This window comes from Pseudoalteromonas sp. SG43-8 (genome assembly GCF_014164245.1).
Taxonomy (GTDB): domain Bacteria; phylum Pseudomonadota; class Gammaproteobacteria; order Enterobacterales; family Alteromonadaceae; genus Pseudoalteromonas; species Pseudoalteromonas distincta.
In genome coordinates, this window is sequence record NZ_JACJEX010000008.1 from 63,317 (window position 1) to 87,553 (window position 24,237).

Annotated in this window: 17 protein-coding genes; 5 read left to right on the top strand and 12 right to left on the bottom strand. The window is 40.3% G+C overall.

The features are described from left to right. The first annotated feature begins 28 nt into the window (after positions 1–28). The gene (locus H5122_RS14515) at positions 29–1,636 is read left to right on the top strand and encodes a DUF342 domain-containing protein (RefSeq protein WP_182682441.1); all 1,608 of its coding nucleotides are present in this window, start codon (positions 29–31) and stop codon (positions 1,634–1,636) included. Between the two features lie 39 nt (positions 1,637–1,675). On the opposite strand, the gene asnA is transcribed toward H5122_RS14515, so the two are convergent. Continuing rightward, a complete protein-coding gene (asnA, locus tag H5122_RS14520; RefSeq protein WP_182671878.1) occupies positions 1,676–2,671 on the bottom strand; it encodes an aspartate--ammonia ligase in 996 nt (331 codons plus the stop codon). 197 nt (positions 2,672–2,868) lie between these two features. Here asnA and asnC point away from each other — a divergent pair, with 197 nt between their 5' ends. The 3 genes from asnC to recG are packed head-to-tail and all read left to right on the top strand — an operon-like array spanning position 2,869 to position 6,195. After that, the gene (gene asnC / locus H5122_RS14525) at positions 2,869–3,327 is read left to right on the top strand and encodes a transcriptional regulator AsnC (RefSeq protein ID WP_024595831.1); all 459 of its coding nucleotides are present in this window, start codon (positions 2,869–2,871) and stop codon (positions 3,325–3,327) included. A gap of 41 nt (positions 3,328–3,368) precedes the next feature. Then, positions 3,369–4,055 (top strand): tRNA (guanosine(18)-2'-O)-methyltransferase TrmH, encoded by a 687-nt coding sequence (gene trmH / locus H5122_RS14530; protein WP_007580009.1) that lies wholly within the window; start codon positions 3,369–3,371, stop codon positions 4,053–4,055. A 58-nt stretch (positions 4,056–4,113) separates the two neighbouring features. After that, a complete protein-coding gene (gene recG / locus H5122_RS14535; RefSeq protein WP_182682442.1) occupies positions 4,114–6,195 on the top strand; it encodes an ATP-dependent DNA helicase RecG in 2,082 nt (693 codons plus the stop codon). Between the two features lie 160 nt (positions 6,196–6,355). Here the strand turns inward: recG and H5122_RS14540 are convergent, their stop codons facing one another. The 7 genes from H5122_RS14540 to H5122_RS14570 form a co-directional block, all read right to left on the bottom strand. Beyond that, a complete protein-coding gene (locus tag H5122_RS14540; RefSeq protein WP_182682443.1) occupies positions 6,356–8,488 on the bottom strand; it encodes an alpha-galactosidase in 2,133 nt (710 codons plus the stop codon). A 321-nt stretch (positions 8,489–8,809) separates the two neighbouring features. Next, positions 8,810–10,288 (bottom strand): SLC5 family protein, encoded by a 1,479-nt coding sequence (locus H5122_RS14545; protein WP_182682444.1) that lies wholly within the window; start codon positions 10,286–10,288, stop codon positions 8,810–8,812. 53 nt (positions 10,289–10,341) lie between these two features. Next, entirely contained in the window at positions 10,342–11,103 is a 762-nt protein-coding gene (locus H5122_RS14550) for a SapC family protein (RefSeq protein ID WP_182682445.1), read from the bottom strand. Positions 11,104–11,115: 12 nt separating this feature from the next. Next, on the bottom strand, positions 11,116–12,642 hold the full coding sequence (locus H5122_RS14555) for a tryptophan halogenase family protein (protein ID WP_182682446.1): 1,527 nt from the start codon (positions 12,640–12,642) through the stop codon (positions 11,116–11,118). 192 nt (positions 12,643–12,834) lie between these two features. Further along, entirely contained in the window at positions 12,835–15,582 is a 2,748-nt protein-coding gene (locus tag H5122_RS14560) for a TonB-dependent receptor (protein ID WP_182682447.1), read from the bottom strand. Between the two features lie 187 nt (positions 15,583–15,769). After that, entirely contained in the window at positions 15,770–16,744 is a 975-nt protein-coding gene (locus H5122_RS14565) for an aldose epimerase family protein (RefSeq protein WP_182682448.1), read from the bottom strand. Between the two features lie 200 nt (positions 16,745–16,944). Continuing rightward, complete coding sequence (locus H5122_RS14570; protein ID WP_182682449.1) at positions 16,945–17,343, bottom strand: thioesterase family protein; 399 nt, start codon at positions 17,341–17,343, stop codon at positions 16,945–16,947. A 33-nt stretch (positions 17,344–17,376) separates the two neighbouring features. On the opposite strand from H5122_RS14570, the gene H5122_RS14575 reads away from it, so the two are divergent. Beyond that, positions 17,377–18,081 carry a 2OG-Fe(II) oxygenase gene (locus H5122_RS14575; protein WP_165743502.1) on the top strand — a complete coding sequence of 235 codons (705 nt, stop codon included), beginning with the start codon at positions 17,377–17,379 and terminating at the stop codon, positions 18,079–18,081. Positions 18,082–18,099: 18 nt separating this feature from the next. Here the strand turns inward: H5122_RS14575 and H5122_RS14580 are convergent, their stop codons facing one another. From H5122_RS14580 to H5122_RS14595, 4 genes are all read right to left on the bottom strand, one after another. Then, on the bottom strand, positions 18,100–19,335 hold the full coding sequence (locus H5122_RS14580) for a cysteine desulfurase-like protein (RefSeq protein ID WP_182671868.1): 1,236 nt from the start codon (positions 19,333–19,335) through the stop codon (positions 18,100–18,102). An 11-nt stretch (positions 19,336–19,346) separates the two neighbouring features. Further along, positions 19,347–19,979: a 2OG-Fe dioxygenase family protein gene (locus H5122_RS14585; RefSeq protein WP_182674073.1), complete on the bottom strand. Its 633-nt coding sequence runs from the start codon at positions 19,977–19,979 to the stop codon at positions 19,347–19,349. Between the two features lie 200 nt (positions 19,980–20,179). Then, a complete protein-coding gene (gene acnB, locus H5122_RS14590) occupies positions 20,180–22,777 on the bottom strand; it encodes a bifunctional aconitate hydratase 2/2-methylisocitrate dehydratase (protein WP_039488618.1) in 2,598 nt (865 codons plus the stop codon). A 292-nt stretch (positions 22,778–23,069) separates the two neighbouring features. Next, a complete protein-coding gene (locus H5122_RS14595) occupies positions 23,070–24,131 on the bottom strand; it encodes an OmpA family protein (protein ID WP_182671867.1) in 1,062 nt (353 codons plus the stop codon). Positions 24,132–24,237: the final 106 nt, after the last annotated feature.

Here is a 24,237-nt window from a genome sequence, read left to right on the forward strand (position 1 = left end):
AACTTAAGTAGTAAAAAAGGATTAACTCGTGTTTAAGCTTGCCAACAATGGAAATGTTTTACTTGATGTAAAAGAACATATTCCTCCCAGCGCTGCATTTATTTTAGAGGCTCTCGAAAAGTCAGCTTTTTGCGACTGCAAAATAGATCATGACGCTATTAATGATTTTTTTAAAAACGAAAACACACAACACACTCTGGTTGTAGCAACAAAACACAATGCCACTTTAAATGTAACAATTAGCGACGATAAAATGCTGGCCATTGGCGAGCTAACCCTTGCCCAAGGCGGAAAATTATTAAGTTTAGAAGATGCAAAAAAACAACTCGTTAAAGCAGGAATTGTGCGTGGCTATAAGCAAGCATTTTTAGAGTTGCTACTGCAAAAACAGTTTGATCATACACCGGGTTCTGTCGTTAAGGGAGTATTAGCTAAAGGCAGACTACCAAGTGATGGTTTAGCTACTAAACTAATAACAACCGTAGAGACTTTAAAAGACCGTTTAAAAACCCCCAAGCTCAAAGAAGATGGCAGCGTGGATATGCGCGATTTTGGCAAGCTTGCAAGTGTAGAACCAGGCTCTGTGCTTATTCGCCAACAACCAGCAACTCCTGGTAAAGAAGGCTTTACCGTAATAGGTGACATACTGCCCGCAAAACCCGGAGAAAATAAACAATTAGTGGCAGGCGAAGGCACCGAAATATCAAAGCTAAATCCGCTTGAACTAGTCTCTACTATTGCAGGTGTTCCGGTTGAAATTAATAATGGTATGCGTGTCGACGATATTTTTACCATTTCAGATGTAAACGTAAAAAGCGGCCACATTGACTTTCAAGGCAGTGTTATTGTTACCCGTAATATAGACCCTGGAATGAAAGTAACAGCCAAAGGCGATATTACTATATTTGGCACTGTTGAATCAGGAGAGCTTACCGCAGGCGGAAACATCACCGTTAAACAAGGCATTATTGGCCATCAAAAAGCCGACGAACAATCACTGTCTTGTAAGCTTATTGCACGAGGTGATATTCACGTATCCCATTCACAGTATTGCTACCTAGAAGCAAATAATATTTTTATTGATCGCCAAACAAGCCACTGTGTAATGAAAGCTAAACGCTTGCTGCAAGTTGGTCAATCCGACTTACCTAAGGGTAAAATATTTGGTGGCGAAATACTCGATGCAACGACCCTCATTGCTGGCGAAATAGGGAATGAATCAGGCGCTAAAATGATTATTAACCTAGCGGCTTCTGGCGCCGAAATAACCGCTGATACTGATAATTGCTTTAAAGACTTAGCTAAAACAGATGCACAGCTAGACACGTTGCAAGCAGCACTAGAAAAAACTGATTTAGTGAAAGATGCCGAAAAGAAAAAACTATTAATTACTAAAATTGGTGCTACTCAAAAGCATTATTGTGAGCAGGCAGAGCAATTAGAAAAACGTCTTTCAAACTTAGATCACGACTTACACGATTTACTTAACGACGCTAATTTAGCGGTAAATTCTGTTTTGCATTCAGGTGTAGAGATTCATATTTTTGATAAAGTACTTAAAACAATCCGCAATTACCCTCCGTGCAACGTTAAGCTTTTGAATAACAAAATTGAAATAGAGTTCAAAACAAGCTAATAACTGAGTGCTCTATTGAGCACTCAAATTTATTCACATTTAAAGTAAACCGCTTACCTCAGCATGTGTTTGCTGCGGCCATACACCCACTTGTACTTGACCTATATGCTGCTTTTGTAGCAAGAGCATAGCCAAGCGCGACTGCCCTATTCCACCGCCAATTGTTTGCGGAAATTTACTTTGTAGTAGCGCTTTATGCCAATCAAACTCTAAGCGTTCTTCATCTCCAGTAACCCTTAACTGCGCTTTTAAAACTTCAGGACTTACGCGTATACCCATTGATGAAATTTCAAAGGCGTCTTCAAGTACTGGGTTCCATACTAAAATATCACCATTTAAACCCATGTATTGCTCGCATGTCGGCGTAGACCAATCATCGTAATCTGGGGCTCTTACATCATGGATTTTGCCATCACCAAGCGCGCCACCAATACCAATTAAAAATACAGCACCATACTCTTGTGCAATGGCTTTTTCGCGTTGTTTAGCGCTAAAGTCAGGGTACATTTTACGTAGCTCTTCACTGTGCACAAACTTAATGTCGTCCGGTAAAAAAGGCGTCAAACCATAAGACTCACTTACAAAAGCTTCCGTCTCTTTTATCCCTTTATAAATAGATTGAACAGTTTGCTTTAGTGTTGCCAGCGAACGCTCTGTGGTTTCGTTAATTACTTTTTCCCAATCCCATTGATCAACATATACAGAATGAATAGGACTTAATGAATCTTCATCTGGGCGCAAAGCTTTCATTTGAGTGTAAATACCCTCACCAACACCAAAGCCATAAGTTGCGAGTGTTTTACGTTTCCACTTAGCCAGTGAATGCACCACTTCGTAGCGGCTATCTGTAATCGCTTTTACATTTACAGCAACTGCGTTTTCATGGCCGCTTAAGTTATCTTGCGTGCCGTCACCTACTTTAGCCAAAATAGGGGCTTGAACCTCAACCAGCCCAAGTTGGGTTTCTAGTTGCTGTGAAAAAAATTGTTTAACTTTACTTATTTGCTGCTGTTGCTGCACATAGTGTGAACTCATAATAATTGGCCTCATTCCCAGTTATTGTTACTTGCTTAATTGATAAAAAGCACCCTAATGAGCGCCTTTAATGAGGTTAATGTAACGATTTGATTAATTAATTCAATATCCCATAACAAAAATAGCTTTAACATATTAAAACCATCAATTAAGTGGTATAAAAATCATATATTCGATAATTTTATGAGAAAAATATAATGGAAAATTATTTAATCGATAATCTCGATAAACAGATACTTCATGCATTAATGGAAAATGCCCGTACTGCGTACGCCGAATTAGCAAAAAGATTTAATGTAAGCGCAGGGACAATTCACGTAAGAATTGAAAAAATGAAGCAAGCAGGGATCATTACAGGCACCCAATTAACGATTAATACTAAACAGTTAGGCTACGATGTGTGTTGCTTTATAGGTATTAATTTAAATAACGCACGTGATTACCCACAAACACTTATAAAGCTAGAAGCATTGGAGGAAGTGGTAGAGGCTTATTACACAACAGGTAACTACAGTATATTTATAAAGGTAATGACAAAGTCCATTGATCACTTACAAGATGTGCTGATTAATAAGATACAAGCAATAGAAGCCATTCAATCAACAGAAACACTGATTTCTCTACAAAATCCAATTAGCCGTACGGTAATGCCTTAACTGTAAAAATCTCGTATAATTGCCGAAAAAAGAGGATAACCATGCAGCAAACTCGCTATCAAAGAATCGAAGACGTACTTTCGCGCCGTCAAACAGACTTAACCGTGTGCTTAGAAGACGTGCACAAACACCATAACTTATCTGCAATAGTACGAAGTGCTGATGCGGTTGGTTGTCATCACGTACATGCTGTATGGCCTGAAAAGCAAAAATGGCTAACAAACAATACCTCAGGCGGCAGTAAAAACTGGCTAGAGACGCACTTACATAGAAATATTGATGATGCCGTTACTGCAATGCGTGAACGCAATCCAGAAATACAAATACTCGCGACTCACTTATCAGAAGATGCCGTTGATTTTAGAGAAGTAGATTACACCAAGCCAACGGCTATTATTGTTGGACAAGAAAAAACAGGGATATCAGAAAAAGCTCTAGAATATGCCGATCAAAATATTATTATTCCAATGCAAGGCATGGTGCAATCGCTAAATGTTTCAGTTGCTGCTGCGCTAATATTGTTTGAAGCACAGCGCCAACGTGAGCTGGCTGGTTTATATAATAGAGATATGTTGAGCGCCGAAGTTAAACATCCACTCTACTTTGAAGGCTGCCACCCTATTATCGCAAGGCAGTGTAAACAAAAAAAATTACCTTATCCTGCACTTGATGAAAACGGCGAAATAGTCGCTGACGAGCAATTTTGGCAAGCTTTAAAACATACTTGATGGACTAAAGCTCTGTAAGTACACTTAACTTATTCACAAATAATAAGATTGATATAATTTGTCTAAACCTAGCTTAAATCAATACCCAATTACAGAGCTCAAAGGGGTCGGCCCAAAAATGGCTGAGCGTTTGTTAAAGCTAGGTATTTTAACTGTGCAAGATATGCTTTTTCATTTGCCACTTCGCTACGAAGATCGCACTCGCTTATACGCGATTAATGAGTTGTCACTACATAGCCACGTGAGTGTTGAAGCAACAATTGAAACAAGCCAAATCACGTTTGGAAAAAGGCGCATGCTTGTTTGCCAAATCAATGATGGTACTGGCAGGCTAACACTACGATTTTTTAATTTTACCGCCGCACAAAAAAACGCATTTAGCGCTGGTAAAATAATACGTTGTTTTGGTGAAGTGCGCCGTGGCCGTGTTGGCTTTGAAATGAGTCATCCTGAATACAGCATCAGCGATACCTCTAACGAGCAGCCGGTAGCGACAACATTAACGCCCGTTTATTCAACAACCGAAGGCTTAAAGCAACTATCGATTAGAGCTTTAAGCGAACAGGCTATTGATTTACTAAATAAATACTCAGTAGAAGAACTACTGCCTTCACAGTGGCAGCCATCAAATATGCCGCTAAGTGACGCACTATTATTACTGCACCGCCCACCAAATGATGTTGATGTAACTGCATTAGAGCAAGGTACTCACCCTGCTCAACAGCGCCTTGTATTTGAGGAGTTACTTGCTCAAAACCTCAGCTTATTAAAAGTACGAGAGCAAGGGCAACAAGTTAAAGCCGTGGCATTAAATCCGGTAAACACATTAGAAAGCCAATTTTTAGAGCAACTTCCTTTTGCACCCACAAATGCGCAAAGCCGCGTAGTTGCTGAAATTAAAGGTGACATGCAACACGCGTATCCCATGATGCGTTTAGTACAAGGCGATGTAGGCTCAGGTAAAACCCTAGTAGCAGCACTTAGTGCACTAACAGCCATTGCGCAGGGCTTTCAAGTCGCTTTAATGGCTCCTACTGAAATTTTATCAGAGCAACATGGTGTTAATTTTACAACGTGGTTTAATCAACTAGGTATAACAGTTGCTTGGCTTGGCGGTAAAACAAAAGGCAAAGAGCGCGTAGCAACACTTGAAAAAATAGCCTCTGGTGAAGCGCAAATGATTGTAGGTACTCACGCTTTATTTCAAGATGAAGTTAAGTTTAATAACTTAGTGCTTATAGTTATTGATGAACAACACCGCTTTGGTGTCCACCAGCGTTTATCACTGCGTGAAAAAGGTAAGTTTGGTGATTGTTACCCTCATCAACTAGTCATGACCGCAACACCCATTCCACGTACACTCGCTATGACCGCCTATGCCGACTTAGAAACCTCTGTGATTGATGAGCTGCCACCTGGGCGTACGCCAATCACAACAGTGGCACTTCCTGATACTCGCAGAGACGATATTATTGCCCGCGTTAAATTAGCGTGTAACGAGCAAGGCCGCCAAGTTTATTGGGTGTGTACACTTATTGATGAATCTGAAGTACTGCAATGCCAAGCCGCCGAAGACAGCGCACTGCAGTTAAAAGAAGCGCTACCAGAGCTAAACGTAGGCTTAGTACATGGGCGAATGAAATCAGCTGAAAAACAAGCCATTATGAGCGAGTTTAAGGCAGGAAACATACACGTATTAGTAGCCACTACGGTTATTGAAGTTGGTGTAGACGTCCCTAGTGCGAGCTTAATCATTATAGAAAACCCTGAGCGCTTAGGCTTAGCACAGCTGCATCAGTTACGTGGGCGAGTTGGCCGTGGCGCTACGGCATCGCATTGCGTGCTTTTATACCACGCACCACTGTCTCATACCGCTCAAAAGCGATTAGGTGTACTACGCGATAGTAACGATGGTTTTGTGATAGCAGAGCGCGATTTAGAAATTCGTGGCCCTGGTGAAGTACTCGGTACAAAACAAACAGGGTTAGCCGAGTTTAAAATTGCCGATCTTACCCGCGATAAGCACATACTTAATCAAGTAAGACCGATTGCACAGCAAATGCTTAAGCAACACCCAGAGGTTGTTGACCCACTAATTCAACGTTGGTTGGGTAACAAGCAAAATTACGCGCAAGCGTAACCACTCTATTTTCGATACTTTTGAGTTTACTAAGTTAATTTACTAAATTAGCTTACTAAGGATATAAAAAAGTCAGCTCTAAACAATATAGAGCTGACTGCTGATATCTAAATAGAGCAGCATAAAAGCGATTAGCGCCTTTTACTGCTCTTAGTTAAATTTAAGCTTTGTTAAGCTCAAATATAAGCGATGTTTGCGGGAATGATATTGGCATTTGTAAACCAAACTGCATTAGCGCTTCACCTGTAAATGTTTGACCATTTACCGCAGCAATTGAAGATGGACGATACTCTTCAAAATTTACCGGCCACACTAAATTAAGTGTGTACTGCGCATCGGCATCTAAACCAACAAAACGAAGCTTATTAGGCGCTGTACGCGGTGTTTCGCGAACGCTGTTATAAGCAAATAACGCTTTTGTTTTTTGCTCATCGATTAAACCAAAGTTAATTGATAAATCGTCGCTATCTAGGCGGTATAAATCGGCAGCATGAATAAATTCACGATGCTCTTTGTGAAGTGCTATTGCCGCTTTAAGTGCATTGTATTCGTGATCGGTCAGCTCTCGTGGGTCCATTTCGATACCCATGTGGCCAAACATTGATACCGCAGCACGCATTTCAATACTTACATTACGCCCTGTGATATGACAATCGCGTGGGCCTACGTGTGCACCCATAACCGACGATGGGAAAAAGAACGAACATCCACGCTGTATTTCAAGGCGATCAAGCGCATCGTTTGAATCTGACGTCCATACACGGTCTGTGTGTGCAAGTACGCCGTAATCTACACGTGCACCACCTGACGAACAGCTTTCTATTTCAAGCCCTGGGTGCGCCGCTTTAATACGGTCAATTAAACGATAAAGTGCTAATGTTTGCTGGTGCACTGCTGGCTTACCATCAAAATTACCCGCATGGTTAATATCGCGGTTCATATCCCATTTAATGTACTTAATAGTTGGGTATTCAACTAAAATATCGTCAATCGCTTTGTATAGGTACTCAACAACCTCAGAGCGCGTTAAATCAAGTACGAGCTGATTTCTAAAGCTTAACTGTTCGTTGTTTTGGGAGCCTAAAACCCAATCAGGATGCGCGCGGTATAAATCACTATCTGGGTTTACCATTTCTGGTTCAAACCAAATACCAAACTCCATGCCTAAGCTGTTTACATGATCAATGACTGGCGATAAGCCATCTGGGTAAATTTTGTAATCTACAGTCCAATCACCTAAGCCTGCATTGTCACCACGGCGGCCTTTAAACCAGCCATCATCAAGTACAAAACGCTCAATACCTAACGGCGCTACTTTGTCGGCTAACTGCTTAAGCGTGTCTACGTCGTGATCAAAGTAAATACCTTCCCACGTGTTGTAATGCACAGGGCGCGCTTTTTCACGTTGAGCTTGGCTAAGTAAATTAGCTTTAACAAAACGATGGAAATTACGAGAAAGCGCGCTAAAACCTTCACTTGAAAACGAGCCATAAATGCTCGGGCTTTGATACGTTTGACCTTTAGCAAGCGTAAGCTCACCAGGAAGTAATAGCTCACCCATTTGTACATAACGACGACCTTCAGCTAGAAGCTCTGCGCGTAGTTTATTGTTGCCGCTCCAACCTAAATGAAAGCCGTAACATTCGCCGTGTTGCTCGCCAGCATTTTCGTTATGCACTAATAAACCAGGAAACACATCGTGTGATGTTTTGCCTTTACGGTTTTCACGTACAAAGCTGCCAAGCACTAAATCAACAGATTGACGCTGGAATTCGTTTGACCAACGACCTTCAAAGCTCACTATTTTGCTTACGCTATCTGGCAATTGAAATGTTGGCGCGGCGCAGAAATTAACGCTCAGTGGTGAGTCACCTAAATTAGTTAATACAGTATGTGCACTTAGTACGTCACTGTTGTTGTCAAGCGTAATGCTGTGCACGACTTCAATACCACGAAGCTTATCTACACTTACAAACTCAACAGTCGCACTTGAAGGCTGACGCACTTCTTGAAGCTCTGGCCCAACTGACCATGCGATTGAATCATTTACTAGCTCAAGCCCTGGCGCGCCAGTAAAGCCTTCGCCTAATAAAGGAGATAGAGAAATAGGCGCTTCTTCAACCACGGCACATTTTACTTCTTGACGGGTAGCAAGCTGAGTAAGCATTGTTTCTGTTGTTTGCTCAGATAGGCGTTTACCAAAGTACAGTAACGCTGGTGTTTTGCTCTGGCAATCGAAAATAACGGTGCTGTTTACACTGTCTAATCGATAAAATGATTTAGTGTCGGCCATGATTTTCCTATCCTCTTGTTTATTGTGTGAGTTATAAATATAACGAAAATTAGTAAGCTACACTATTTACTAAATGTATCTCTTTGCTTGAGCCACAATCTATCAGATGGTGACACCCAATAATAATAGTATATATCATACAAATTAGATTTTGATAGTCTTTACATCGCAAATAGTCAGATAAACTCACTGAAAGTACCACTGTAATAAAAGGTATTAAACTAACCTTTACTTTAAAGCTCTGTTATTGCTTTTAATATATATAAAAAATCGGCCAGAGTTGCCCCATGACCGATTTTGTCAGCTTAAACTATTTACAATCTATTTTTGTACTTGTACTTGTCCTGCGTCATCAAGTGCCGGTGTTTTACCTGCCCACTGCGCATTCAAACCAAATACCACTTTATTTACTATCAATGCAAAAGCTACACATACAATCAGTGTAATTGGCATTAAGTGTATGTAATGAATGTCAGTATGTAGTGGTGAGTTTGCAAACGTAAGCATGCCGTACATTACAACACCTAAAATTACTGCTGCAATACCTGCACGTGCATCAACATTTTTAAATAATAAGCCCACTACAAAAATTGAGAATATAGGCATACTTAATAAGCCATTTAATTGCTGTAGTAAGTTAATAATACTGTCTGCTTGCTGGTAAATTGGTACAAGTACCAGTGTTAAGCTTGTTAGTAGCAATGTTACGTAACCACTTAGCTTTACAACACTTGGCTCTTTATTAAAGTAAGCTTCGTGAATGTCACATACATATAGTGCTGTAGCTGAATTTAATAAGCTGTTGTAAGTAGAGAGTACAGCGGCTGCCATTGCCGCTGCAAACACACCGGTTAACCATGCTGGCATTACATCACCTACAATTCGACCATAAGCAGCGTCGCCAATATCGCCGTAAAGTTTAAACGAAATAATACCCGGTAATACCACAATGGCAGGGACGATTAAAAAACGAATTCCCGCTGCGGCAAATATACCTTTTTGCGCTTCTTTAACATTAGGAGCAGCCATGGCTCGTTGCGTAATTGTTTGGTTAGTACCCCAGTAATACATTTGAATAAAGATCATACCGGTTAAAAGTGTTGGCCACGGAATAGGTGAGTCAGCATCGCCTATGAGTGTTAAGCGCTCCTCAGGAATACCCGTAAAGTCATAATTAATCGCATTAAGTGCTAAAAATACCACTAAAACAGCCATACCCAGTACCAGTAAACCGTTGTAAGTATCAGACACTGCAACTGCACGTAGGCCACCAAAAAACGCATAAATAGCACCTACAATGGCAAATGCGGTGGCAATATACATTAGCGGAATATCAACCTTAAACATGGTTTGCATAAACAGCGCACCTGAGTAAATTACCGCTGGCATGTAAATAAGTGCATTACCTAAAAAGAATAATCCCCCAATAACAGCGCGAATATGTTTGTTGTTATAGCGCTTTTCTAAAAGCTCTGTGGTGGTAGTACAATTGTATTTGTAATAAACAGGAATGAAGACTTTAGCTAAAATAATTAAGCCAATAATCGCCGCAAGCTCCCACCAAACAAGCAAAGCCATTTGGTTACCATTCATACCTACTAGTTGGTCGGTGCTTAAGTTAGTAAGTGTTATTGAACCTGCAACAAACATCCAAGTAAGGCCACCTCCCGCTAAAAAATACTCTTTGGTTTGGCTTTGTCCGTTATTACGATTTTGGCCTCGGCATTTCCAATAAGTAAGGCCACCAATTAAAGCGGTGACAAAAACAAAAACCACCAGCTGTAAAATGTTATCTGACATGTGTGTGTCTCCTACGCGTTACGCGCAATGTCTGTGTAATAAAAAAGTGCACGCTACAGCGCGTGCGCATCTCGACTTAGTTCTAACTTAATTTGCTTTAAAGGCATAAGTTCGGGACGTTGGTTGTGCAGCTTTACCAATGCATTTAACTGAAACAGTGAAATAAGCATACTGTTAAGCACACTTAGGTAACCTTGCTTGTGTAAGTTTGCAACGGTATCGCTATCTAAAGTTTGCAGTTTGTCTTCATCAACTGTGCTCAAACCTTGAATAGTTTGGGTTTCGCCTTGTTCAAACTGCAATATAATATCTATGTTTTTAATAAGCCCTAAGCGCGCTACTTCTTGGGTAAATTGATACGTTTGATAATCATTTTTTAAATCGCTCTCAAGTAGCTTTTGCTGTGAATTTAAAAATAAGCTTGGGTTACCTTTAGCATCAAATAGTGCCTCGCCTTGCTGCGTATTTACGGCTGAGCTTTGATCATCAATCGCAATAAAGTAGTCGCTGCTATTTGCTTCACGGGTCATTAAATAAAGAGGGTGAGTTTGTATACATACCGGTGTGTAAAGCGCCTGCCACTGGTTGTTATTAACCAATAAACTTTGCCCAGCACTAAAGCTTGTTAAACCCGATACGGTATAACTGCCGTTTTGCGCATTTCGCGCTAAAAATATAGGTAAGTCGCATGCAGCTTTTGCTACTTCGTTAGCTCTTAAATTAACTAAATGCTGCGTTTTTGCATATTCAATACCTGCATTAGGGTTAATTTTTAATGTTTGGTGTTTGGTGTTTACTAGTTCACTAATAGCCATAGTTACACATCCTTAAACTGGGTTAGCCGCTAACCACTGCTCAATATAAGCGCGGTGTGGCGGCAAAGTTTGCAACATCTGCTGTGTAAGCTGGCTGTTACGTTCAATTATTTGTTTGGCTTGAGCGTCTTGTGAATACAAATAAGCCTGTTTAGTAAAGTCTGGTTTGAAGCCCATACCATATAAAACGTACTGGTAGCTGGCGGCTGGGAATAACTCTAATGCGCCATGAAAATCTTGAATAAGCGGGCCACGGCTTCCCCAAAGAAGTAAATCTTCTTGCAGGGTTTGTGGAATAGTGTCCGGATGCACATGTGCTTGCCAGTAAGGTTCTGGGCGCTTGGTTAACATGTAATGCAGCTTTAAAAAGTCGATAATGCGCTGCCAGCGGTAGTCCATTTGCTCGTTAAAGCGTTTAGCTACAATAGGCATTACTTGTGTATCTGCTGGAATATGCTCTGCTACAAAGCGTGCTGAAATTTCAACAAGCATAATAGCGGTTGCTTCAAGCGGCTCTACAAACCCTGCTGACATACCCACTGCAACACAGTTTTTATGCCAAAACTTCTCACGGTAGCCCGACTCAAAGCTAATTTTACGGGCAGTTAAACCGTTTGCTGCATCGCCTAAATAGTTTCGTAAGTTTTGCTCTGCTTCATCGTCTGATAAAAATTTGCTTGAATAAACATGCCCTACACCACGGCGATGCGTTAAACCTATATCCCAAATCCATCCAGCGTTTTGAGCTGTTGCTATGGTATGGCTGGCTAAGGAGTCATCGTTTTCATCGTAAGGAACTTGCATCGCCAGTGCGCTGTCGTTAAATAGCACGTGGTCCATTTTTTTAAACGGTACGTTGAGCGCTTGGCCTAATAACAATGATGAAAAACCAGTACAGTCTATAAATAAATCGGCGCTTATAATGCGGGTTTGATCTTTTAGAGTAAGCTCATTTATTGCACCATCGTCATCAAGTTTTACCTGATCAACAGTACCAATAATATGCTCTACGCCAAGCTTACTTTTACAATGCTGTTTAAGCATTTCTGCAAAAGCGCCGGCATCTAAGTGATAAGCGTAATTACAGTTACCTTGATATTCACCTTGCGCTATACCTCTTGGGGCTAAGCTTGCTTCGCAAATATCATGTTGAAAATTAGTTTGCTGTGCAAAGTCTTCAACATTATCTAAATAAGGGGCTAAATCTATGCGGCCGTAGCCTAGCGGTACAGTAAATGGATGGTAGTAAAAGTCGTTGTTGCCGTGCGTCCAATTTACAAATTTACCACCTTGCTTAAAGGTAGCGTTACAGGCTTTAAATACATCAACTTCACGCAAACCTATTTGCTGAAGTGTGTTTTTCATCGTGGGCCAGGTACCTTCACCTACACCAATTGTTGGAATATCTGACGATTCAACCAACATCACTTTTAAGCCATCACCATTTTTACCTTGGTGATACGAAGCTATAATTGCAGCGCTCAACCATCCTGCTGTGCCGCCACCAATTACTGCGATTGTTTTTATTGTTTTATTCATAATGGACTACTCTTTGAGTATCTTTGATAACGTTTTATACAACAAATGCCCGGTAGGGCATTTGGATTTAATGTGGTTTCATTTTAGCCAATTAGGTTAACTAATATACACTACTGTTAAATTAACCTAATTGGTATTAGCACTAATGTGCTGCAATGAAACAAGAGGCGAGAAATTCGCCTCAAACATTAATTAAAACGATCCGCGAATACCAAACGCGTAACGTGAGCCATTATCTTCCACTGAATAAATTTGGTTAGCAAAACGACCTGTTTGTACTAACTCTTCCTCAGTGATATTGATGCCTTCTGCAAAAATAGTGAAGTTTTCGTTAATATCGTAGCTTGCACTAATATCCCACTGGCCGTACGTTTCTACGTTCACTGGTTCACCATTGAAGCCGTTATCAACTAAGCGTAAAAAGCCTTCACGGTTGTTAAATGCAACACGTGCTTGCCAGTTGTCTTGCTCATAAAACAATACTAAGTTTTGTGAATCGCCCAAACCTTCAAGTGCAAATGTTTGAGTTGTATCATCACCTACATTAATGTCGCTATTCACAACAGTCGCATTAGCGATAAAACCAAAGCCATTTTCAAACATGTGAGTAACACCCACTTCGAAGCCGGTTACAGTTGCAGACTCACCATTTTGAGGACGGCTTACAGTGTAAACTTCTGAGCTACCAATAAGTTCGTCATCTGTTTGGTCTGTACATGTAGTACACGCAAAATCAGGACCTGAACGGTCTGTCATATCGTATGTTTCAGCACCTGTTAACGTAACAATAAAGTCGTCAACTTCTTTACTAAATACAGCAAAGCTAAATAAGTTAGCATCGTTGTAGTACCACTCGTAAGAGATATCCCAGTTTTCTGATTGGAATGGTTTTAGCGCTGGGTTACCACCACTTGCTGTTAAGTTTTGACGACGTGGCTCGTTAAAGTTTGTTGCTGGAGATAACTGAGACATCGTTGGACGAGTAATACTATCGTACGCGGCAAAACGTAAAATCATATTATCTTGTAGCTCAAGCTTAACGTTGAAAGACGGTAGTAAGTTTGAGTAGCTAGTACCTTGTTCAATATTAGTCGCAGGGCCAAATACATTAGCAAACAATGTCGCATCTGACGTTGGAACTACATCGCTAATAAAGCTTTGTATTGCAGCAACTTCAATATCAGTTTCAGAATAACGAGCACCCATATTAACGGTTACTGGCATATCTGCTAGGTCAAAACCAAGCGTAAAGTCCATGTATAAGCTAGTGATGTCTTCGTTAATTGTGTAACGGTTATTTTGTAGTGTTGGCTCTACTGGGAAACCTTGATCCGCTAAGTAATCAAGCATTTTATCGCCATCGTAGCTATAAAATGTATCGATTAAACCAGGGAAGTAGTTACTCGCTGTGTACGCTTCAAAATCAATTTCATCAAGCGGTGCTTGTGTACCGTAACCACAAAATTGACATTGGCTACCAAAAATTTGGAAGCTAGATTTTTCACGCTCTTGGCGATAAGCACCAAAGTTAATACGCTCTAATGGACCTTTATCTGGTACGTATTCAAAGTCGGCTTTTACTTCAGTGATTTCATCTTCATCTGTAAATTGGTTACCAATTTCATTGTAGTGAAGACGCGCTAGGCTTGGATCTGGCAATGACCCATTTTCAAAGCCATCATGCTGTACGGTAGGAATACTGCCAGTACCGTCAAAGCTGTAGCTGTTAATCATACCTACAACGTTAAAGCGATCATTACCTGCACGGTCGTTTTCAGCTGTTGAGCGAGATACATCAAATTTTGCTTTTAATGACTCGTTTACTTGCCAATCAACATTGATACCAAATGCTTTGTTAGTTACATCACGTGAGTTACGTGTATGCGATACAAAGTCACTTGCAGGGTCGCCACTTGGTGCGCCTAGGCCTACATCTTGAGAGAAAGTTAAAAGCGTACCTGTTTCAGCATCAATTGTTGCACTGCCTACACGGTCTGGTTCAAACCATGATGCTAAATCACGCACTGACGAATCAACTTCAAATTTTGAAATCATTCCATCAACAGTAATTGTAACATCGTCAGATGGTGCATATTGAAGCACTAAACTTGCGTTTGTACGTTCACGATCTTGCTCATCAACGACTTGATCCCAGTTACGTGGAATGTATGCATTTTCAAACAGTACACCATCAGTAGGGTTAGAGATTGTTTGGCCACCGCGCCAACCTGCCGTTAAAATTTGGTTATTTTGAAGCTTACGTTGCTGATTAGTGATGGCAAAAAGCACACCTAGCTTGTCATCGTTAAACGTATTACTTACTAAAAATGATGCTGATGGAGATACTTCTTCAGATAAGCTTTCGTACATGCCTTTAACAGAGCCTAAAACATGTAAACCGCCAAAGTCAAAAGGACGTGCTGTAGTTACGTTAACCGTACCACCAATGCCGCCTTCTTGAAGCGTTGCTGTATTACTTTTATAAATATCAGCACCGGTGATTTGATCTGCCGCTAATACATCAAAATTAAATTCACGACCTGCACTGTCTGTCGCAATTTGACGACCATTAACAAGTACAGTATTAAATTGTGGACCAAAACCACGAATAGTTACCGCTTGGCCTTCACCACCACTACGGTCAATTGCTACACCTGTAATACGTTGCAGAGACTCTGCTACGTTTAAATCTGGAAATTTACCAAGATCTTCTGCTTTAATCCCGTCTGTAACAACATTAGATGCTTTTTTATCTAACATTGATGAACGTAAGCTGCTGCGGATACCCGTTACTGCGATAACTTCAACATCTTCATTTACTACTGTAGGCGTATTGCCTTCAGCGCCTTGAGCTGCAACGCTTCCGCTTGCCAATATACCAGTGATAGCAATACTGAGCGCGGTTTTCTTGTTGAACGATAACTTATTGTTAATTATCATTTTTTAAAAACTCCTGATTGTGTGTAGTCGTTGTGTCGTTGTGGTAGTGCGTATAGTTTCAAATACTATTTATATTATAAATACTTTAAACCGGCAAAAAGTGCAACCTTTTCCTTAATTATGGAAAGCATTTAATTACCGTATATTTTCTTTTGATTTTCTTTTAATTAACATTAAAGAACTGTATTCACTCAGAAAAAGCGTAAATAATAACCTGTTCGTATTTCTCTGCTGGCAATAAATTAGCCTTTGGAAAATTTTCACGATTTGGCGCATCTGGCCAATTTTGCGCTTCAAAACACAAAGCTTGCCGTGCTTTAAAAGGCGAACCAACAAAGTTTGCGGTATAAAGCTGCATGCCTGGCTGCGTACTTTTAAGGGTTAAACTAACGTTCGTGTGTGGCGAAGTTAATGTAGCCATCGTCTTTAAACTGCTGTCATCATTAAAAATATAGCAGTGATCAAAGCCATTTCCAGCTTCTAGCTGAGGATGAACAGCACTTAAGGCCTCACCAACTTGAGCTGGCTTAGTAAAGTCAAAGCAGGTACCGCAAACTAAAGCGGCTTCATTAAGTGGAATACTAGTTGTATCAATAGGAAGGTAACGTTCGGTATTAATTTGAACAAGATGCTCATTAATTGATTCACTGCCATCAAGATTAAAGTAGCAATGGTTGGTAAAGTTAACGAGCGTTTCTTTATTGGTTAGCGCTTTAAAGTGCAGAGTAAGCTCGCCGTTTTTAGCGCTAATAGTTTGCCAAACCTGCAACTCACCGGGGAAACCTTGTTCTCCGTCGGGCGAGCAATAATAAAGCTCAACTTCACTTTCAGTTTGTTTAGTTACTTGCCAAAGTACTTTATTAAAACCTTTAACACCGCCATGTAGGCTATTAGGACCGTTATTTGCCTCTAGTTGATACTGCGTACCAGATAAGCTAAAACGCCCCTTTGCAATACGATTAGCGTATCGACCTACTGTAGCGCCTAAGTAAAATGGGTTTTCAAGATAGTATTGAGGATCATCGACGCTAAGCGTCATTTCTTGTTTTTTAAATTTAATGCTTTTTATTATTGCGCCAAACGGCAAAATTTCAGCTGCTAAATTCTCACCATCACTGAGCTGAATAACTTGTAAAAGCTGGTTACTGGCAATAGATGTCACACGCATACTCCAATCAAATTACCGAATTAACATTTCCTGTTATAACGGCGCAACAATATATAATATAAATAGTATATAATTGGAGCCTGCAACTCAATCTAAATACGTTAAAATTTCTCGACAAAAATTTATAGCTGCCATTATTTATTTACACTAATCCAGCTCAGCATGAGCTTATATAAAATATAAGCTTTGTAAGGTTAACTGTCTTGGTAAATATGCTCGTTAAGCGCTGCTTTTTCGTCAATGCTAAGCGCTTGCTTTGATTTAGCAATAAAATCGTACCTCACCATCACAGCTTTGCCTATTGCGCAGCATTTATCGTGTTGCCATGCTTCTTGCCTAAGTGTAAAAGAGCTGGTTCCTATATGCTCTACAGAGGTTTTTACTGTCACTTCGTGGCCATAAAATAATTCGCCCACAAACGACACTTCAACTTTGGCGATAATCAATTTCCAATCATGTGGATTTAAGTCCGGTGTAAAAAACTTAAAAATAGGTCCACGCGCGACTTCAAACCATACAGGGAGTACGGTATTGTTAATGTGTCCGAGTGCATCTGTTTCGCTAAAGCGCGGCATCACTTTTTCAATAAACATAAAAATCCAATAATAATTATATAAAGGTAAACCATGACGGACTTTATACGCGTTATTGATAACGCATTAAGCGATGAGTTTTGCGATGAATTTATTTCCACATTCGCGCAAAGCCCGCATGTAAGACAAGGGGTAACATCGGGCGGTGTCGACTTAAAGAAAAAAGACAGCCACGACCTACACTTAAATAATCACCCCGAATATGCACAACAATTAAAACATATACAACAAACGACTGCACAGCATGTTTTTAAGTATGTTGAAGAGCATATTTTTATGATGATTGGGGCATTTGGCTTAAAGGTTTATCATCCAAAAACAGGTGATGTAGTCGATTTAACCCAAGAGAATTTTGAAGAAGTGGGTAAACCGCAGTTACCCGTTTTAGTTCAGCAAATTTTTAGACTCGGTAACATTCAAGCGCAAAAATACGAAGTAAACAAAGGTGGCTACCCTTACTGGCACAGTGAAGTTTATCCGCAGCTACAGCACAATGAAGCTTTGCATCGCGTGTTGTTATTTATGTTTTACTTAAACGATGTAGAAGAAGGTGGTGAAACAGAGTTTTACTATCAAAATCGTAAAATCGCACCTAAAAAAGGCACTATGGTAATAGCCCCAGGCTACTTTACACATACTCACAGAGGTAATAAGCCAGTATCAAACGATAAGTATATTTTAACGTCGTGGGTGCTGTTTAATCGTGCAGAACAAATATATGGTGCGCCAAAGAGTTAGCGCACCAAAACGATATGATTAACCTAGCAGTTCATCAAATAAATTAAACAACTGATCTAGCTCTTCAATGGTGTTGTAGTGCATACAACCAATGCGCACTACGCCGCCTTTATCAAGCACATCTAATTGCTTGCACAACCCTTGCGCGTAAAAATTACCATCCCACACGCAAATATGCTGCTTACCTAGAAATTCTGAAACGGCGCGTGGCTCAAGCCCTTCAAAAATTAAAGCAAAAGTAGGTGTACGCTCATTAAGGCGATCAAAATCATCAATACCAAATAACTTAATACGTGGATAATTAACTAAGCGCGTTAAAAAGTGTTCGCTAAGCGCCATTTCGTGCTGCTTAGTTTTAGCAAAAGCAACGCTTAACTTTTCGCGGCGTGAATGGCTATCGTCAAGTTCGCTAATCGCCGCAATGTAATCAACAGCTGCGATAAAACCAGCCATTGCTTCAAAGCTTTGCGTGCCGGTTTCCCAGCGACCTGGTGCTACGTCTTTAGCTGGCTCAACCTTGTAAGGCGTAAACCCGTCTAAATGTTCTTTTTTACCGTAAACCATACCTAAATGCGGGCCAAAAAACTTATACGCAGAGCACGCTAAGAAGTCGCAATCAAGTGCTTGCACGTCAACAAGCTCATGCGGTGCATAATGTACGGCATCAACATAAACAAGTGCACCTACATCGTGAGCAAGCTCAACAATACGTTTAATATTATTAATTGAACCTGTGGTATTTGAAGCATAAGTGACCGCTACAAGCTTAGTGTTGCTGTTTAATAAGCTTTCAAATTGCACCATATCTAAGCTGCAATCAGCTTCGTTAATTAAAGCCGTATTGACTTTAACGCCTTTATCTTCTGCAGCTTGTTGCCACGACGATACATTCGAGAAGTGATCGGCATTGGTTACAATTATTTCATCGCCAGCCTGCCAGTCGCGTGAAATTGCACGGCTAAAACTAAACGTAAGGCTGGTCATGTTTGGACCAAACACAATTTGTTGTGAGCTAGGTGCATTAAGTAAATCAGCAGCGGCTTGGCGCGCATTCGCCATCAACTCAACCGTTTTATCACTTGAAAAAAACGCGCCACCTAAGTTCGAATTATAATGACCTAAATAAGCTGTCATCGCAGTAAGCACCGATGTTGGTACCTGCGAGCCACCTGGTCCGTCTAAAAATATTGGCGATTTACCATCAACGTTCTGCATTAATGCTGGAAACTGCTCACGTAATTGCGTTATGTTCATGCCTAACTTCCTTAAGACGTTAATACAAAACAATCCAGGTAACCTGGTTTGCTAGCATCAATTTTGTTCATAGGTGTTGCGTTATGCCACACTTGACGGTCGTTTATTAATGCAAACATGCCGTCTTTTATTTCCATTTTAAAACAAGGCTCAGCTTGCTTGTTTTCGTATACAAGCAGTTCGCCACCTTCTAAGTTCTCGTGAGAAACACCGCATATACATACATGGTCAAAACCATCTTGATGCACGCCTTCTGGCGCTGCAGGTGTATCGCTATCAATCGCAAGCATGCGGAACTGATGAATTTCAATATTACGTTCTTCATCAATACCGGTAAGTTGGCGAAACTCATTTACAATGCTTTTCATGCCCTCTGACTCAAGTAAACTTTGCTCTAAATTTTCGTAAGTACGCTCTACATTACCTTGAAAAGTATTAATTGAATCATCTTGAACAAATGCTTTGGCTTGCTGTAGCTTTATTTCACCATTTTGCATTTTTACTACTGAATAACGACGTTTACGAAAGGCACCATCTGCATAAAGGTTTGCAGGAAGGTTATCAAAAGAAGGTTTTACCAAATCAATATTTGCTTGGTTAACAAAACGTAGTTGCAATAAATTCTGGTTGTTTAATGCTGTCATAAAATCTCGCCTAAAATAATGAGAATATTGATAAGGATTTTAATGCATTTTGATAGGAATTTTTGCGCGATTAATTACTTTAAAAGCAATTTAAGACTAGAGTTAATACAATAATACAAAAAAAGAAGCATGAACTATCTAATATTTGTTTTAGCCAATAAAAAACCCGCCGAAGCGGGTTTTTAAACAAACTCTAAAAGTTATACAGCTTGTTGAATAATCACGTTGTCTGCTTTTTTAGTGTAAGCAGGCATACGGTGGAAGTTTAAGTAACGGTAAGTATCTGCAGCCGTTGCATTAATCTTCGCTGCGTATTCTTGGTACTCAGCTGGAGTAGGTAGTTTACCTAAAATAGCCGCTACTGCAGCAAGTTCTGCTGAAGCTAAGAATACGTTCGCGCCATTACCTAAACGGTTAGGGAAGTTACGTGTAGAGGTAGACACAACCGTTGCTTTGTCTGCAACACGTGCTTGGTTACCCATACATAGTGAACAACCTGGAGTTTCGATACGTGCACCTACACGACCAAAGATACCGTAGTAACCTTCGTCTGTAAGCTGATCTTTATCCATCTTAGTTGGCGGGGCAACCCAAAGCTGAGTTGGGATACGACCTTTAAAGCCATCTAGTAACTTACCTGCTGCGCGGAAGTGACCGATGTTAGTCATACAAGAACCGATGAATACTTCGTCGATTTTCTCGCCAGTAACATCAGATAATAAACGTGCATCATCAGGGTCATTTGGAGCACAAAGGATTGGCTCTTTAATATCTGCTAAATCGATTTCAAGTACATGTTTGTACTCTGCATCAGCGTCAGCTTCCATTAGTTCTGGGTTAGCTAACCAATCTTGCATTGCAGTAATACGACGCTCAATAGTACGTACATCGCCGTAACCTTCAGAGATCATCCATTTAAGCATAACAATGTTTGATTCTAGGTATTCTGCGATAGACTCTTTAGAAAGTTTAACCGCACAACCTGCTGCAGAACGCTCTGCAGATGCATCTGATAGTTCAAACGCTTGCTCAACAGTTAGGTGTTCAACGCCTTCAATTTCTAGTACACGACCAGAGAATTCGTTAATTTTACCTTTTTTCTCAACTGTTAATAAACCTTCTTTAATACCGAAGTAAGGGATTGCATGTACAAGGTCACGTAAAGTGATACCTGGTTGCATTTCACCTTTAAAGCGAACCAAAATTGACTCAGGCATATCAAGAGGCATAACACCTGTAGCTGCTGCGAATGCTACTGCACCCGAACCTGCTGGGAATGAAATACCTAATGGGAAACGTGTATGTGAATCACCACCAGTACCTACAGTATCTGGTAATAACATACGGTTTAACCATGAGTGAATTACACCATCACCTGGGCGAAGTGACACACCGCCACGGTTCATGATGAAATCAGGAAGCGTATGGTGAGTGTTTACATCGATTGGTTTAGGGTAAGCCGACGTATGACAGAAAGACTGCATTGTTAAATCTGCAGAAAAACCTAAACATGCTAAGTCTTTAAGTTCGTCACGTGTCATAGGACCTGTTGTATCTTGCGAGCCAACAGTTGTCATTTTAGGTTCACAGTATTGGCCTGGGCGAATACCTGGAACGTTACACGCTTTACCAACCATTTTTTGCGCTAGTGTGAAGCCTTTTTCAGACACTTCTGTCACTGTTGGTACTTTAAACACATCAGTTGGACCTAGGCCAAGTGATGTACGTGCTTTATCAGTTAAACCACGACCAATGATAAGTGGTATACGACCACCAGCACGAACTTCATCTAAAATTACATCAGATTTAAGTTCAAAAGTTGAGATTACTTTGTCAGTACCGTGGCTCTTAACAACACCTTCGTACGGGTAAATATCGATTTGCTCACCCATGTTAAGCTCATCAACATTTAATTCAATTGGTAATGCACCTGAATCTTCCATTGTATTGAAGAAGATTGGAGCAATTTTATTACCTAGACATACACCGCCAACACGCTTGTTTGGTACGAATGGGATATCATCGCCCATGAACCAAAGTACAGAGTTAGTTGCAGACTTACGAGAAGAACCAGTACCAACAACGTCACCTACATATGCAAGTGGTAAGCCTTTAGTTTTTAATTCTTCAAGCTGAGAGATTGGACCTACTTCGCCTGGCTTGTCTGGTGTAATTCCATCACGTTCAATTTTTAGCATTGCTAAAGCATGAAGTGGGATATCTGGACGAGACCATGCATCTGGTGCTGGTGATAAGTCATCAGTATTTGTCTCGCCAGTTACTTTAAATACAGTAACTGAGATCTTTTCAGCAACAGCTGGCTTATTAGTAAACCATTCTGCATTTGCCCAAGACTCAATAATTTGCTTAGCGAATGTATTACCCGCTTTTGCTTTTTCTTCAACATCGTAGAACGCATCAAACATAAGTAATGTATTTGAAAGGCCTTTAACTACGATTGGTGCAAGTGTTTCGTCATCAAGTAGGTCAATCATTGGCGCGATATTGTAACCGCCCAGCATTGTACCTAATAATTCTGCCGCTTTTTCTTTAGAAACAAGTGGAGAATTAGCTTCACCTTTAGCTACAGCTGCTAAAAATCCCGCTTTAATATAGGCAGCATCATCAACACCAGCTGGTATACGCTGAATGAACAAATCTAAAATGAATTCTTCTTCACCTGCAGGTGGGTTTTTTATTAATTCAATAAGATCAGCAGTTTGCTGAGCATCTAATGGCGCTGGTACGATACCTAACGCGGCACGTTCTTCTACGTGTTTACGATATTCTTGTAGCACAATATTGCCCTCTTGGTGACGTGAAAGTATCCGGTAGCGCTTTGGGCGCAAATAAGTTACCCAATACTTATAGTATTCTAACGCGTAATTATAAAGCTTTTATGGATAGATGAAAATCCATCCAGTTGCGCAACTGATTATACCGATTATAAATACTATGAATAGTGGTTGTGGTAAAAACTATTTTCATGAATACTTGTTAAGTAAGAATCATTACCATTAACTAACATTAATTTATTACAGGCATAAAAAAACCCAGCACTTGGCTGGGTCTTTATTACAAACTATTTAATTAACGTAAAACTTTAACGTTTTTGATAGTTTTGATATGCGCTTCTACACGACGGTTTTCTGCGTTTGCAGCTTTAGTGTTTGCATCATTTTTAAGACGCTCTTCACCTAAACCAACTGTAGTAATACGGTCTTCAGCAATACCATCAGCAACAAGTTGCTTAGCTACAGCATCAGCACGTTTTTTAGATAACCATTTGTTGTAAGTTGCTTTACCTACAGCAGAAGTGTGACCTTCTAATAGTACTGTTGTATCTGGGTACTCTTTTAAGAATGCAGATACTTTTTCAATATCATTTAAGTATTGAGTAGATACTGCAGAAGCATTGTTAGGGAAAGTCACTAATAAGCTTACTGTTACTTCTTTATCTTCATATAAAGTACAACCAGTACCATCTACAGCATCAGTCATAGGTGTGTTAGGACACTTATCATCTGCGTCAAGAATGTTATCGTTGTCGCTGTCTACAGGAGCTACAGCTACTTCAACCACTTTAGGCTCTGGAGCTGGTTTTACTGGCTCTACAGGAGCAGAGTTTTGGCCAAATAAGTAGTTAATACCAATTTTAGCGCCAACATCTGTGTAACCACGGTCAAGACCTTGGTATACAGCTGTTTCAGCATTTACAAATAAGCCATCTGTAATGAAATGTTGGTAACCAACACCTGCATTTAAGAATGTGTTGTCATCAACTACGTCAATTTCTTTAATACCGAAAAGACCATAGAAAGGACCGCCGTCTAAATGGTAAAGAGCATCAATACCGTAACGCTCGCCATCAATATTGTTACGGTTGCCAGCAACTTTATCAAAAGCATTAAAATCCATGTCAGCATATTCAAGACGTGCGCTCCAGTAATCACTGAAACGGTAACCAGCTTCAACACCCCAGCCAGTTGATTCGTTTACGTCAAGACCGGCTTGGTCACGCATGTTTTTCCAAGATGCGTCATAGTAGTCGCCAAATGCGCCAATGTAGAAACCTTCTTCTTTATCAGCAGCGAACGTAGATGCGCTAGTTGCAGCCAACGCGATTGCAATTGTAAGTGATTTTAATTTCATTGTTTTCTTCCCATTTGAACAATTTTAAATTGTAGCTAATCGATACTAGCTCAATCAGTTTTATATAGACTAACTGAGCCTTTGTTAATCAATACTTAACGAAAAA

What these genes read in the sequence shown, in the direction of transcription:
- H5122_RS14595 (WP_182671867.1), bottom strand. Translation starts at nt 24,131, where the DNA reads ATGAAATTAAAATCACTTACAATTGCAATCGCGTTGGCTGCAACTAGC.
- H5122_RS14580 (WP_182671868.1), bottom strand. Translation starts at nt 19,335, where the DNA reads ATGAACATAACGCAATTACGTGAGCAGTTTCCAGCATTAATGCAGAAC.
- H5122_RS14545 (WP_182682444.1), bottom strand. Translation starts at nt 10,288, where the DNA reads ATGTCAGATAACATTTTACAGCTGGTGGTTTTTGTTTTTGTCACCGCT.
- H5122_RS14550 (WP_182682445.1), bottom strand. Translation starts at nt 11,103, where the DNA reads ATGGCTATTAGTGAACTAGTAAACACCAAACACCAAACATTAAAAATT.
- trmH (WP_007580009.1), top strand. Translation starts at nt 3,369, where the DNA reads ATGCAGCAAACTCGCTATCAAAGAATCGAAGACGTACTTTCGCGCCGT.
- H5122_RS14575 (WP_165743502.1), top strand. Translation starts at nt 17,377, where the DNA reads ATGACGGACTTTATACGCGTTATTGATAACGCATTAAGCGATGAGTTT.
- H5122_RS14585 (WP_182674073.1), bottom strand. Translation starts at nt 19,979, where the DNA reads ATGACAGCATTAAACAACCAGAATTTATTGCAACTACGTTTTGTTAAC.
- H5122_RS14555 (WP_182682446.1), bottom strand. Translation starts at nt 12,642, where the DNA reads ATGAATAAAACAATAAAAACAATCGCAGTAATTGGTGGCGGCACAGCA.
- H5122_RS14540 (WP_182682443.1), bottom strand. Translation starts at nt 8,488, where the DNA reads ATGGCCGACACTAAATCATTTTATCGATTAGACAGTGTAAACAGCACC.
- asnC (WP_024595831.1), top strand. Translation starts at nt 2,869, where the DNA reads ATGGAAAATTATTTAATCGATAATCTCGATAAACAGATACTTCATGCA.
- asnA (WP_182671878.1), bottom strand. Translation starts at nt 2,671, where the DNA reads ATGAGTTCACACTATGTGCAGCAACAGCAGCAAATAAGTAAAGTTAAA.
- H5122_RS14570 (WP_182682449.1), bottom strand. Translation starts at nt 17,343, where the DNA reads ATGTTTATTGAAAAAGTGATGCCGCGCTTTAGCGAAACAGATGCACTC.
- H5122_RS14560 (WP_182682447.1), bottom strand. Translation starts at nt 15,582, where the DNA reads ATGATAATTAACAATAAGTTATCGTTCAACAAGAAAACCGCGCTCAGT.